Below are 13434 nucleotides of genomic sequence, written 5' to 3'. Positions count from 1 at the left end.
AGGCATATTCAAATGGGTTTATTTGAATTCAAATTGCCGGATATCGGTGAGGGTATTCATGAAGGTGAAATCGTAAAGTGGTTCGTAAAAGCGGGCGACACTGTCAAGGAAGACGACGTTCTTCTTGAAGTACAAAACGATAAAGCAGTCGTTGAAATCCCATCACCAGTTGATGGTACTGTTAAAGAAGTAAAAGTTGACGAAGGTGTCGTAGCTGTCGTTGGCGACGTCCTCATCACTTTCGAAGTCGAAGGCGAAGGTTCTGCTCCTTCTGAAGAAGCAGAGCAACCAAAAGCTGAAGACAACGCGAAAGACGTTCAAGATACGGATCAAAAAGTGGAAGACAAACCAAACGAGGTTCAAATCCATAAATCAGAACGCGTCATCGCGATGCCATCTGTCCGTAAATATGCACGTGAAAAAGGTGTCGACATCCGTGAAGTCCAAGGTTCTGGAGACAACGGTCGTGTCGTCAAAGAAGACATCGATGCATTCGCAAACGGTGGTCAAACTTCTGAAGCACCAGCAACAGAAGAAAAAGCACCAGCTGCAGCTGCTTCTGCACCAAAAACAGAAGTTAAGCCATACGTTGCTGCTCAACCTGAACTTGAAACACGCGAGAAAATCAAAGGAATCCGTAAAGCGATTTCGAAAGCAATGGTTAACTCGAAACATACAGCTCCACACGTAACACTCATGGACGAAGTCGATGTTACGAACCTCGTAGCACTCCGTAAAAACTTCAAAGAAGTTGCGGCTGCTCAAGGTACGAAATTGACTTACCTTCCGTTCGTCGTAAAAGCATTGACTGCTGCTGCTAAAAAATACCCAGCAATCAACGCATCAATCGACGATGTAAACGAAGAAATCGTCTACAAAAACTACTTCAACATCGGTATCGCTGCAGATACAGACAACGGTCTTGTCGTACCAGTCGTTAAAGATGCAGATCGTAAATCGATCTTCTCACTCGCTGACGACATCAACGACCTTGCTGGTAAAGCACGCGAAGGTAAACTTTCTGGCGAAGAGATGAAAGGCGGATCAATCACGATCACTAACATCGGTTCTGCTGGCGGTCAGTGGTTCACACCAGTCATCAACCACCCAGAAGTTGCAATCCTCGGTATCGGCCGTATCGCTGAAAAAGCAGTCGTTAAAAACGGCGAAATCGTTGCTGCACCAGTTCTTGCACTTTCATTCAGCTTCGACCACCGTCTCATCGATGGTGCAACTGCACAAAACGCGCTTAACTTAGTTAAACGCCTATTGAACGACCCACAACTTCTCATCATGGAGGGATAAGCAATGGTAGTAGGTGAATTCGCACAAGAAACAGATTTACTCGTAATCGGGGCTGGCCCTGGTGGTTACGTTGCTGCAATCCGCGGCGCGCAACTCGGTATGAAAGTAACAATCGTTGAACGTGAAAACGTCGGTGGTGTTTGCTTAAACGTTGGATGTATCCCATCAAAAGCCTTGATCACTGCAGGTCATAACTTCCAGCATGCTAAAGGTTCAAGCGATATGGGGATCACTTCTGAGAATGCAACTGTCGATTTCTCGAAAGTTCAATCTTGGAAACAATCTGTCGTCAACAAATTGACTGGCGGCGTTAGTGGTCTTCTTAAAGGGAACAAAGTCGAGACTGTCGTTGGGGAAGCTTACTTCCAATCAGAAGATACAGTCCGTATCATCAACGAAGATTCTTCGACTCCTTACAAATTCAAGAAATGTATCATCGCGACAGGTTCGACTCCAATCGAACTTCCAGCTTTCAAATGGTCAAAACGCGTCCTTTCTTCAACAGGCGCATTGAACCTTCCTGAAATCCCGAAAAAACTCATCGTCATCGGTGGCGGATACATCGGGATGGAGCTTGGTACAGCGTATGCGAACTTCGATACAGAAGTCGTCATTCTTGAAGGAACAAAAGACATCCTTTCTGGTTTCGAGCCTGCTATGACGCAAGTCGTTAAGAAAAAGCTCAAACAAAAAGGTAACATCACAATCCACAACGAAGCACTTGCTCAAAGTGTAGAAGAGTCGGAAGATGGCGTTAAAGTAACATTCGAAGTCAACGGTGAAGCACAAACAGTTGAAGCGGACTACGTCCTCGTTACTGTCGGTCGCCGTCCGAACACTGGTGATCTTGGTCTTGAAATGGCAGAAGTCAAAGTCAGCGACCGTGGTCTTGTCGAAATCGACGATCAGTGCCGTACTTCAAACGAAAACATCTACGCAATCGGTGATATCGTTCCAGGACCACCACTTGCACACAAAGCTTCATTCGAAGCTAAAATTGCTGCTGAAGCAGCTGCAGGACACCCTGCATACCTCGACTACAGCGCGATTCCAGCGGTCGTCTTCACAGATCCAGAACTCGCTACAGTCGGTTACACGGAAGCACAAGCAAAAGAAGAAGGACTCGATTACATCGCGTCTAAATTCCCTTACGCTGCGAATGGTCGTGCACTTGCACTCAACGAGCCAGACGGCTTCTTGAAAATGATCACTCGTAAATCAGATGGTCTCTTGATCGGCGCGCAAATCGCTGGTACAGGCGCATCTGATATGATCGCTGAAATGGGACTCGCAATCGAGTCTGGTATGACAGCTGAAGATATCGCACTCACAATCCATGCACACCCATCACTCGGTGAAATCGCAATGGAAACTGCTGAAGTTGCAATCGGTAGCCCAATCCACATCATTAAATAATATCGAAACACCTTATACACGGGGAGCCGACCGTGTATGAGGTGTTTTTTTGTTTGGTCTTGATACAAAAAAGGAAAAGAAAAAGTAAAAATCGGAGAGGGTGGACGCACATGGAATCCGTGACTACCTTAGAGGAGCTGTATTACGTATCGGAAATGGATAAGGTTCGTTTTGTCGGCTGGACGACTGCACTCGCCCGCTATGATTTTGCTGTCGTCTGTACGGGACAATTCTTCGGGAAAGTACTTGTCGTCAGTTTAACCGGTGGTCAGTCAGCGTTACTCGATCAACAGGATGTGTTGAATGGAGATGTCTTAATTCGTACATTTGCGATTGAACGAGAGGATGTCGAAGTAATCGGTGAAGCACTCGCAGCATTCATTCCTTGTTCACCAAACGATGAATACGCAGAATGAAATGACAAAAAAGCAGTAATCCTCATTGAATAAGGATTACTGCTTTATCTTGTCTTCACCGAATCGCATTCGATTGTTGAATGACTTTGATCGTCTCAAGCGAATGATCCTCAAGACCTTGAACCGGAAGACCGGCTTCGATGTTTTCTTTAATATAGGCAAGGTTGTCTGCCGTGATCATTTCGCCTGGGATGAAGATAGGAATACCAGGTGGATATACCATCATGAATTCAGCCGAAATCCGCCCGACCGCATCGACCAACGGAATCGTCTCTGTCTCTTCATAGAATGCATCACGAGGACTGAGAGCGAGCGCTGGGATGTCTGGAAGAACAATCGAATGATCAGTCGTCTCGGCGCCATTATTTTGATAACGTGCGACAAGTAACGACATCGCATGTAGAAAGGCATCAATCGTCTCTTCTGAGTCACCAGACGTGATGATGACGAGAATGTTGTTCAAATCAGAAAGTTCAACTTCGATCCGATGTTCTTCACGTAAGAACTCTTCGACGAGGTGACCAGAAATGCCAAGCCCTTTGACGGAAACAAGCACTTTCGTTGGATCAAAGGCGAACGTCGCACTCGAATGAAGATCGGATTCACCGAAAACAGCGAGATAAGGAAGCTTCGCTAATCCAAAGCGCATCCGTGTCGCAAGTTCAAGTGCCCGACGATTCATCGCTTCACCGTTGATCGCAAGATGACGCCGAGCGCAGTCAAGAGAAGCCAGCAACAGGTAAGATGTCGATGTCGTCGTCAACATCGAGAGCACTGCTTGAACTTTATCTGGAGAGACAAGTCCGCGACGAACGTTCAGGACAGAGCTTCCTGTAAGTGAGCCACCGAGTTTATGCACGCTGGTTGCGGCAAGATCAGCTCCTGCTTGCATCGCTGACAGCGGCATATCTTCGTGGAAGGCGATATGGACGCCGTGTGCTTCGTCGACGAGTACCGGAATACCTTTACTATGGGAAAGCTTGACGATGCTCTCTAAGTCACCAGCAACGCCGAAATAGGTCGGGTTGATGACGAGAACTGCTTTTGTATCGGGATGAAGTGCAAGGGCACGTTCTACCGCGCTTGGTGTGATACCGTGTGCGATTCCGAATGTCTCATCGAATTCAGGGTGAATGAAAATCGGATGCGCACCAGAAAGAACGATAGCTGACATCACCGATTTATGCACGTTCCGAGGAACGAGAATTTTATCATCAGGTCCGACGACACTCATGATCATCGCCATGATGGCCGTTGAAGTTCCTTGTACGGAAAAAAACGTTTCGTCGGCATGGAAGGCTTGAGCTGCCAATTGATGAGCTTCTTTAATGATTGCCTTTGGATGATGGAGATCATCAAGGGGAGCGATATTGATTAAATCGATATCGAGCGCATTCTGACCGATGAACGATCGAAAGGCTGGATCCATTCCCTGACCATTTTTATGACCGGGAATATGAAATTGAATTGGTTGACGTTTCGCATGCGCAAGTAGCGCATCGAATAAAGGTGTATCGAGCTGTGTTAAGCTTTTTGTTTGCACCAGATTTCCCCCCTTAAAACCGAATAAAAATACAATCAAACAAGCTAACTATAACAAGTTTTCGGACGGTTGCAACTGTTTTATGCTTCTTTTGCGTGTAAAATAGAAAAGTGCAGAAAGGAAGTGGGAATGATGGCATTGAATTATCCGCTCAATTCCGATTGGTCGACTGAAGAAATCGTGAAAGTCATCGACTTCTTTAATTTAGTCGAGCAAGCGTATGAGACAGGTGTTGAAAGACAACGGTTGCTTGAAGCGTATCGTGAATTCAAGCAAATCGTCACCTCGAAATCCGAGGAAAAACAGTGGGATCAGTTTTATATGGAAGAGACCGGTTGCTCGAGTTATCGGACGATGCAACAAGCGAAACGTCAGGAAGAACCGATTGTTCGTATGAAGAAATAATTGGATCATGAAGATAAGACTCCTATGCGATCGCGTAGGAGTCTTATCTTTTTAATCCGACTGGAAATGTGCGGGAAATGATCAACATTTGTTTAAAGTGGAAAGGAAGCGGCTATATACTACATACAAGACGTTGGCCTTACAAATATGTGAAACTGTATTTTTTAAAATTAGATGCTTTACATCTAAGTTGAATCGTACTATTATAGATTCAATCCACTAATAAGTCGCAATTGTCTGACAAATTAAACCTCTGTTTATCCCGCGAAGGAGTGTGGTTACTGTGAAACAAGTGATAGAAGCATACAAGAGAAAAGATGCAGAAAAACGCATTCCTGTATTGCGTCTCGAAATCGATTATGAGCTTGCTACATTACACGATGCGATGGTGGCAAGTGACGCAGAAGCTGTTGGCGCAAGTAAAGAGCGCCTCGAAAAATATCGTCAAGAGATGGTACGTCTTGAAGCTTGATTTCAACGTTCCGATCTCTACCTTATAATAAAATATCAACTCTTCAACCAGCGAACTGTTCGCTGGTTTTCTTTTTTTGTTACTATAGAAGAAGCTGGAAACAACGATGAAGGAGTGAACTCAAATGCAGATTGAGTTGGATGCGATAGATTTGATCAAACGAGCGGGAAAGTACATTCGCGAAAAAATTGATGGTTCGTATCACGTCGAACAAAAAACCGGAAAAAGCGATTTAGTGACAGAGATTGATCAAGCCGTCGAGGATTTATTGATTCAAGGTATTTTAGATCGCTATCCGAATCATCATATTTATGGGGAAGAAGGGCGAATCGCTCGACCCGATACACTCGAAGGCACGATCTGGTTCGTTGATCCGATTGATGGAACGATGAACTTTATCCGTCAAAAACGAATGTTTGCCATCTCGATTGCGATCATGATAGATGGTGAGTTACGTTATGGATTCGTCTACGATGTCATGGCGGACGAGTTGTTCCATGTCATCAAAGGGCATGGTGCTTATCAAAACGGCATACGATTACCACAAATCGAGGAGAGGAGTGTTAAAGAAGCAATCATCTGTATGAACGCGACCTGGGTGACACCAAATCGTCGAATCAATACGGATCGTCTTGCGCCACTCGTACGACACGCAGTAGGTGTACGAGCAATCGGTGCAGCATCACTTGAACTCGCATGGACAGCTGCAGGGCGTGTTGACGGGTATATCACGATGCGTAATATGCCTTGGGATTACGCAGCCGGTCAGTTGTTGATTGAAGAGGTCGGTGGGCGTGTCGGAACGATCACAGGTGAATCGATGTCATTTCTCGAACAAACGAGTGTGCTAGCAGGGAGCCAGACGTTCGTTGAAGATGTGTTGACATTCGTACAAACACAAGAGGATTGAAAAAAGGTTTCTTTCGTCTTGAACGAAAGGAACCTTTTTGTTCATGCTTGTTTTCGTAAACGTGCCTTTAAAACGAACCCGGCACCCATCGTAACAATCATTAAGATGACAGAGGCGATCGTCATTGGGACGTTTTGTTCCGCGATGAAGATGCCGATGGCTGCCATGGATCCTACGGCAAGCATGGCGAGTAATAAAAATAGCAGGCGCATGTTTTTTCCCCCTCTACCCGTGAGTACGTTAACAGTGTAGCGTGAATGAAGGATAATGAAAAGGCTTTCGGAGTGATGTCGAATCTTAGTCATTGCCAATTAGGACTCTACCTGTGCTATACTCTTAAAGTTGACCGAAAGTATGATAAGATTTATTTAAATGAATAGAAAGAGGTACACACCTATGACAACATTAGTACGAAATGATTTACGCAACGTTGCGATCATCGCCCACGTTGACCATGGTAAAACAACATTAGTCGATGAGCTTTTAAAACAGTCTGGTACGTTCCGTACGAACGAACAAGTCGAAGAACGCGCAATGGACTCAAATGACATCGAGCGGGAACGTGGAATCACGATTCTTGCGAAAAACACTGCAATTGATTACAAGAACACACGCATCAACATCGTTGATACGCCAGGACACGCCGATTTCGGTGGAGAAGTTGAGCGGATCATGCGTATGGTTGATGGCGTCATCCTCGTCGTCGATGCACGTGAAGGCTGTATGCCACAAACACGTTTCGTTTTGAAAAAAGCACTCGAGCAAGGACTTCAACCAATCGTCGTCGTCAACAAAATCGACAAACCGATGGTCCGTCCTCTTGAAGTCGTCGATGAAGTCGTGGATCTCTTGATCGACCTCGGAGCTGACGAAGATCAACTCGAATTCCCAGTCGTTTATGCATCGGCAGTCAACGGATCAAGTTCATTTGAACCTGAATTAGAAAAACAAGAAGATACAATCACAAACGTTCTTGATTTAATTCTTGAGCACACACCAGCACCTGTCGATAACACGTTGGAGCCGCTTCAGTTCCAAGTGACGATGCTTGACTATGATAACTACCTCGGACGGATCGGTGTCGGTCGTGTCTTCCGTGGAGAAATCAAAGTTGGCGATAGCGTTTCGCTTTCAAAACTTGATGGTTCAACAAAGAACTTCCGTGTTACGAAGTTGTTCGGTTACTTCGGTCTAAAACGTGTCGAAATCGAAACAGCAAAAGCTGGAGATTTGATCGCGATCGCTGGTATGGAAGATATCAACGTCGGTGAGACGGTTTGCCCAACTTCACACGTTGATCCACTCCCATTATTACGTATCGATGAGCCAACGCTTCAAATGACATTCATCGTCAACAACTCGCCATTCGCTGGTCGTGAAGGAGATCTCGTTACTTCACGTAAAATCGAAGAGCGTCTTGAAAAAGAACTCGAAACAGACGTTTCACTTCGCATCGAAAACACAGATTCACCGGACCGCTGGATCGTTTCTGGTCGTGGGGAACTTCACCTCGGGATCTTGATCGAAAACATGCGCCGTGAAGGATACGAAATTCAAGTATCGAAACCGCAAGTAATCATCAAAGAAGAAGAAGGCGTCAAAGTCGAGCCATTCGAACGCGTCGTCATCGATACACCAGAAGAGTACACAGGTTCTGTCATGGAATCGATCGGTCTCCGTAAAGGTGAATTGACGAACATGCAAACAATGGACAACGGTCAAACGAAGATGGAATTCATCGTTCCTTCACGTGGTTTGATCGGTTACCGTAACGAATTCCTTTCTGCTACACGCGGATACGGAATCATGAACCATACATTCGAAGAATACCGTCCGTTCATCCAAGCGGATATCGGTGGACGTCGTAGTGGCGTTATGGTCTCAATCGAAACAGGTAAAGCAACTGCATACGCAATCTCAGCTCTTGAAGACCGCGGAACGATCTTCATTGAGCCAGGTATTGAAGTATACGAAGGTATGATCATCGGCGAATGTAACCGTGATGTCGATCTCGCTGTCAACGTCGTTAAAGCAAAACAATTAACGAACATGCGTGCATCTGCAAAAGACTCAACGAACGTTCTTAAACGTCCACGTGTCTTCTCACTCGAAGAGTCGTTGACATTCTTGAACGAAGATGAGTACTGTGAAATCACACCACAATCGGTTCGTCTCCGTAAACAAGTCTTGAACAAAAACGAACGTGAAAAGCAAGAAAAACGTCGTCGTCTAGGTAAAGATTAAGTCTTGAACGAATAGGGGGACTGGCAATGAATGCACAAGCTGCCGTTGCTTCTGATTTCTCGAAATACGATATTCCGTTCATCGCGAAACTTCTCGGTATCGGAAGTGATCCGAATAACATCGAAGCGGGATTTTATCCTTTAATGATCACCGTCGTCATCTTGACGCTTGTCGTCTTTAAGTTAGGATTTGCTAAGGAACTAGCATGGTGGAAATCACTGATCGTCTATCTCTTGCTCGCCGTCTTCTCGGCAGCATTGACGCTTGTCTTCTGGACATGGCCGATTCCTGAAGTACTCTTAGCGATGGTCTTCGTACTTGGTATTTATCGCTTCCGGATGTGGATGGTCAAGCGTGAACGTGAACGGACAGCTTCTTGACGGAAGCATGTCATGAATCAAAAGAACGAATCTCTTCGGAGGTTCGTTCTTTTTTTTGAGCCAATTCAGATGCATGATTTAAAGCGTAGCGGGAACAATGATACTAAAAGGGGGAGAAAACAGTGAAAATAAGGTATGTCATACCCCTACTGTTAGCGGGTATCCTGATGGGGTGTACACAAACGTCAGAAGAATCGTCAACAGAGGAAACGAATCAGACGACACAAGAAAACAATCAACAGGATTCAGGTGATCAAGAAGCGACGCAATCATCTCAAGCGCAAGAAGGCGTCGTATTTAAAGAGCTAAACGCTCCGTGGAATATTGTCCGAGAAGGAGAAGTATTTTACATCACGGAACGAGAAGGAACGATTGTCAAAGGAGAAAAAGATGATTATGAACGGATGCGCCTTCAGCTGAAAGAGGATGTCCTCGCTGAAGGAGAAGGTGGATTGCTTGGGATGGTACTTGATCCTGATTTTAAGGACAATAAGACAGCATACGTCTACCATACGTACGCCAAACAAGGACAAGCGACGAATCGCGTCATCGCGATAAAAGAAGAGGGTGATCAGTGGACGGAAGAACGTGTCTTACTCGATGATATTCCCGGAGCGACGATTCATAACGGGGGACGACTGGAGTGGGGACCTGAGGGCGCACTCTACGTCACAGCAGGAGACGCAGCGAATCCCGAACTGGCACAAGACATTGATTCGTTGGCAGGAAAGATTTTACGTATCACATCTGAAGGGAAACCGTTCGAGGGGAATCAAAAAGGATACGTCTACAGTCTCGGTCACCGGAATCCACAAGGACTTGTTTTCGTCGATGATCAACTGTATGCAAGCGAACATGGGCAAAGTGGGCACGATGAAATCAACCGAATCGAACAAAAGAATTATGGATGGCCGACGATTGAAGGGAAAGAACAAGCAGATGGACTGGTGACGCCGTGGTATGAAGTAGGAGAACAATCTGTTGCACCAAGTGGAGTTGCAACGGCAGAGAATACACTTTATTTTGCAACACTTGTCGGACAACGATTACAAACCATCGATCTAGAGACGAAGCAAGTCAAGACGATCGTCGAAAATCAAGGTCGGATTCGAGATGTCTGGATTGACGAGACATCGATTTACTATATTACAAATAATACGGACGGAAGAGGGAATCCATCGGCAGATGATGATCGACTCGTTCGAATCAATCGATGAACAACAAAAGGTCTGTCAGGGAATTTCCCCGCAGACCTTTTGTTTACCAGTGTTTTCGTTTCGTTTCCCAAGTCGGGTATAAATGAAATTGTCCAGAAGCGTGGCGTTCAAGTGTCCGTTCTTCTACGCGTGATCGACACTCATCACAAATGTGGACACGAACAGGTTTATTGCGTAATCGCTTCGCCGTGAAGGACCAATCATCAATCGTTTCACGCTTATCGCAAATCGTACATTTCACTCGCATGCCAGGTCCTCCCTTTTTTTCTTAGTATATCATATTAGAAGATTATTCAGATGTAAAAAAGGGAAACGAGAAGTATATATCGAAATATCATCACTAAGTCGTAGAGGGGGTGATGTCATGGCAAATAAAGTTGAACAACAGCTCAACTCAGGTCAACTAGAAGCACTATCGCAATTACCACTCGTTTTTTTGATTACGCATGATCAATCCAAACATTGGCCCATCACACATGCAATCAGTTGGGTACATGCGACGGATTCACAAACGATTCGTTTTACAATCGAAGCAGATTCTCATCTCGTTAAAACATTACGAGAACATCCGGTCTTCACATTGATCTTTTTTGCAGATCAGTCGACGTACAGCTTAACATGTACGGACGTCAAGGCGTTTACGCCGCAAGAAGACCTTCCGTTGCCACTCGCTTTTTATGAGGGACGCGTTGAGGAGGTACGTGACATCTTGTTTTACGGAGCAGCTGTCACACAACGACCAACTATCGAAAAAACATACGATGAACAGGCAGCTGAACGGTTGGATCAACTCGTTCATCGCATCCTAAAAGCGTAACATTCATCACAAACTCGACTCTAAAGGGGCGAACGATGGAATGAAAAAAATATACGTACTTGATACTAATGTCATGCTTCACGATCCACTTTCTCTATTCCAATTCCAGGAGCACGACGTCGTCATACCAGCGATCGTACTAGAAGAACTAGATGGAAAAAAACGCAACATGGATGAGGTTGGACGTAATGCACGAGAAACAGCTCGCATTTTAGACCAATTACGAGAAACGGGTCAGCTTCATGCGGGAGTGCCACTCGGAAACGGCGGTATTCTTCGCGTCGATATCGGGGACTCCATTCATGAAGGTTCGCCGTTTACGCATGAATCAAACGATAATAAGATCATTGAACTGGCGTGGTCGATTCATCAGGAACAACAAACCGAAGCGACCCCACGAGATGTCATTCTCGTCTCAAAAGATATCTTAGTCCGCGTCAAAGCGGATGCGTATGGATTAGTCGCTGAAGACTATATGACGGATCATATCGCTGATTTGACCGGTCTTTATACAGGATTCATCGAAGTGACCGTCGATCAGGAATATATTGATGCCTTCTATCAGGACAAACGGCTTTCGGTGGATGTCTTGCCAGAAAAAGTGCAACCGAATGAGTTCGTCATCTTAAAAAGTAACATGTCGAAAGCTTCAGCCATCGCCGTCGTTGATCAGAACCTGCCAATCATTCGAGCACTTTCGATCGATGTCGATCAAGTCTGGGGCGTCATTCCACGAAACGTCCAACAACGGATGGCATTTGAGTTATTATTACGTGACGATGTACCACTTGTGACACTCGTTGGTAAGGCAGGTACCGGAAAAACGTTACTTGCACTCGCTGCGGGTCTCCTGCAAGTGGAAGACGAGCATAAATATAAAAAATTGGTCGTTGCTCGTCCTGTCGTACCGATGGGAAACGATATCGGCTACTTGCCGGGTGAAATGGAAGAGAAGCTTCGTCCGTGGATGCAACCGATCTATGATAACCTCGAACACCTTTTCAATACGGGATCGGGAGACGAACTAGGTAACATTCTCGCCGGAATGAAGACGATTCAACTGGAAGCGTTAACGTATATCCGGGGACGTAGTATGCCGGGACAATTCATCATCATCGATGAAGCGCAGAATTTGACGAAACATGAAGTCAAGACGATTTTGACACGTGTCGGTGAAAACTCGAAAATCGTGTTAGTCGGGGATCCGCAACAGATTGATCATCCGTATCTAGATGAGTATTCCAATGGTTTATCCTACGCTGTAGAACGACTCAAAAATGAGAAGATGACGGGACACGTCAAACTCGTCAAAGGAGAGCGCTCGAACTTGGCTCGCCTCGCAGCCGATTTACTATGAAAAAACGTGGTGCGTCTATTCAGGCGCACCACGTTTTCCTTATATGACGGTAACCGTATGAACTGATTTGACGATCCGTTGTCCGTGTAACAGATGAACGGGTCCATCTGCTAACACTTTGCCGTCTTGTGAGAACTGCAGATACACTTCGTCGAGTTGCTCAAGTGGAAGTTCGACCGTTTCTTTGCCTTCGAAACGAATGGCGATCGCATCCGGTAAGAGCTCGGCATTCCGGATGAACGGTGCAAGCGCCATTGCGAATGACCCTTGAAGCGCGGCTTCTTTTTCAGCACGTGTCATCGGACGATTGTGATCCGTACGACTGCCTTCCATGATGCCTTTATCCCACGCAGCCCCCATTTTCGCGTAGTAAGCTTCTTGTTCACTTGTGTCGGCTGGTTGCCCGATTTTCTCGATTGCCACCTTTCGTTCATCAAAGATCCAGACTGTCGGATCAATCGTCAACTGATGCCGTACTTTACCGTTAATCGGAAAAATCATTTGTTCTACCCCCTAAATGTGTAAGTCCAACAAATCCATTATACCGAAACGTTGAATTGTTGGCGAAAGTAAGGTAAAGTTTAGCTATAACAGGAACGCGTCATTTGATGAGGAGGGATTGGATTGTCAACTGAAATCGAGACAGTTCATCGCCAGCGCGCTCTTGAGCTACTAGAAGCGGATGCACAAAAAATCCGCCGGTTGATCGAGGTCCAGCTTGCGAATTTAACGATGCCACAATGTCCTCTTTACGAGGAAGTATTGGATACACAAATGTTCGGATTATCCCGTCAGATTGATTTTGCGGTACGTCTTGAACTGATTGATGCGGGTGAGGGGAAACAATTACTCGAATCACTTGAACAGCAATTATCTGATTTACATGATGCGGAGACGTGCTGATTTTCTACTCAAACGTGAAATGCGGCGTTTGGGTATTTTTTTTTAGAAA

General features: G+C 45.5%; 16 protein-coding genes. 12 read left to right on the top strand and 4 right to left on the bottom strand.

The features are described from left to right. Positions 1–12 precede the first annotated feature (12 nt). The 3 genes from KNQ03_RS04345 to KNQ03_RS04335 all read left to right on the top strand — a co-directional run bounded on the left by KNQ03_RS04345 (position 13) and on the right by KNQ03_RS04335 (position 3137). Entirely contained in the window at positions 13–1305 is a 1293-nt protein-coding gene (locus KNQ03_RS04345; RefSeq protein WP_023468850.1) for a dihydrolipoamide acetyltransferase family protein, read from the top strand. Between the two features lie 3 nt (positions 1306–1308). Next, complete coding sequence (gene lpdA, locus KNQ03_RS04340) at positions 1309–2721, top strand: dihydrolipoyl dehydrogenase (protein WP_029342176.1); 1413 nt, start codon at positions 1309–1311, stop codon at positions 2719–2721. A gap of 110 nt (positions 2722–2831) precedes the next feature. Beyond that, positions 2832–3137 carry an SAV0927 family protein gene (locus KNQ03_RS04335; RefSeq protein ID WP_023468848.1) on the top strand — a complete coding sequence of 102 codons (306 nt, stop codon included), beginning with the start codon at positions 2832–2834 and terminating at the stop codon, positions 3135–3137. A 55-nt stretch (positions 3138–3192) separates the two neighbouring features. Here KNQ03_RS04335 and KNQ03_RS04330 read toward each other — a convergent pair whose 3' ends face one another. Then, positions 3193–4680, bottom strand: coding sequence for an aminotransferase class I/II-fold pyridoxal phosphate-dependent enzyme (locus tag KNQ03_RS04330; RefSeq protein WP_035406702.1), 1488 nt, complete (start codon positions 4678–4680; stop codon positions 3193–3195). Positions 4681–4812: 132 nt separating this feature from the next. Between KNQ03_RS04330 and KNQ03_RS04325 the strand changes: the two genes are divergently transcribed. The 3 genes from KNQ03_RS04325 (at position 4813) to KNQ03_RS04315 (ending at position 6467) form a co-directional block, all read left to right on the top strand. Further along, positions 4813–5085: a UPF0223 family protein gene (locus KNQ03_RS04325; protein ID WP_023468846.1), complete on the top strand. Its 273-nt coding sequence runs from the start codon at positions 4813–4815 to the stop codon at positions 5083–5085. Positions 5086–5368: 283 nt separating this feature from the next. Further along, positions 5369–5557 (top strand): hypothetical protein, encoded by a 189-nt coding sequence (locus KNQ03_RS04320; protein ID WP_023468845.1) that lies wholly within the window; start codon positions 5369–5371, stop codon positions 5555–5557. Positions 5558–5681: 124 nt separating this feature from the next. Then, on the top strand, positions 5682–6467 hold the full coding sequence (locus KNQ03_RS04315; RefSeq protein ID WP_023468844.1) for an inositol monophosphatase family protein: 786 nt from the start codon (positions 5682–5684) through the stop codon (positions 6465–6467). Between the two features lie 41 nt (positions 6468–6508). Here KNQ03_RS04315 and KNQ03_RS04310 read toward each other — a convergent pair whose 3' ends face one another. After that, positions 6509–6679: a DUF5325 family protein gene (locus tag KNQ03_RS04310; protein WP_158581850.1), complete on the bottom strand. Its 171-nt coding sequence runs from the start codon at positions 6677–6679 to the stop codon at positions 6509–6511. A gap of 184 nt (positions 6680–6863) precedes the next feature. On the opposite strand from KNQ03_RS04310, the gene typA reads away from it, so the two are divergent. The 3 genes from typA (at position 6864) to KNQ03_RS04295 (ending at position 10308) form a co-directional block, all read left to right on the top strand. Next, entirely contained in the window at positions 6864–8711 is a 1848-nt protein-coding gene (gene typA, locus KNQ03_RS04305) for a translational GTPase TypA (protein ID WP_195864716.1), read from the top strand. A 26-nt stretch (positions 8712–8737) separates the two neighbouring features. After that, a complete protein-coding gene (locus tag KNQ03_RS04300) occupies positions 8738–9091 on the top strand; it encodes a YlaH-like family protein (protein WP_023468841.1) in 354 nt (117 codons plus the stop codon). A gap of 122 nt (positions 9092–9213) precedes the next feature. Then, positions 9214–10308 (top strand): PQQ-dependent sugar dehydrogenase, encoded by a 1095-nt coding sequence (locus KNQ03_RS04295; protein WP_214723667.1) that lies wholly within the window; start codon positions 9214–9216, stop codon positions 10306–10308. Positions 10309–10351: 43 nt separating this feature from the next. Here the strand turns inward: KNQ03_RS04295 and KNQ03_RS04290 are convergent, their stop codons facing one another. Continuing rightward, positions 10352–10555, bottom strand: coding sequence for a YlaI family protein (locus tag KNQ03_RS04290; protein WP_029342171.1), 204 nt, complete (start codon positions 10553–10555; stop codon positions 10352–10354). Between the two features lie 117 nt (positions 10556–10672). Here KNQ03_RS04290 and KNQ03_RS04285 point away from each other — a divergent pair, with 117 nt between their 5' ends. Continuing rightward, positions 10673–11125: a PNPOx family protein gene (locus KNQ03_RS04285; protein WP_149427636.1), complete on the top strand. Its 453-nt coding sequence runs from the start codon at positions 10673–10675 to the stop codon at positions 11123–11125. A 40-nt stretch (positions 11126–11165) separates the two neighbouring features. Then, on the top strand, positions 11166–12482 hold the full coding sequence (locus KNQ03_RS04280; protein ID WP_023468837.1) for a PhoH family protein: 1317 nt from the start codon (positions 11166–11168) through the stop codon (positions 12480–12482). A gap of 39 nt (positions 12483–12521) precedes the next feature. Here the strand turns inward: KNQ03_RS04280 and KNQ03_RS04275 are convergent, their stop codons facing one another. Then, positions 12522–12983 carry a hypothetical protein gene (locus KNQ03_RS04275; protein WP_214723665.1) on the bottom strand — a complete coding sequence of 154 codons (462 nt, stop codon included), beginning with the start codon at positions 12981–12983 and terminating at the stop codon, positions 12522–12524. Between the two features lie 123 nt (positions 12984–13106). Between KNQ03_RS04275 and KNQ03_RS04270 the strand changes: the two genes are divergently transcribed. After that, complete coding sequence (locus KNQ03_RS04270) at positions 13107–13385, top strand: Fpa/YlaN family protein (protein WP_023468835.1); 279 nt, start codon at positions 13107–13109, stop codon at positions 13383–13385. Positions 13386–13434: the final 49 nt, after the last annotated feature.

Source organism: Exiguobacterium sp. s143, from assembly GCF_018618895.1.
Classification (GTDB): Bacteria; Bacillota; Bacilli; order Exiguobacteriales; family Exiguobacteriaceae; genus Exiguobacterium_A; species Exiguobacterium_A abrahamii.
This window is presented reverse-complemented; position numbering and strand designations above follow the sequence as displayed.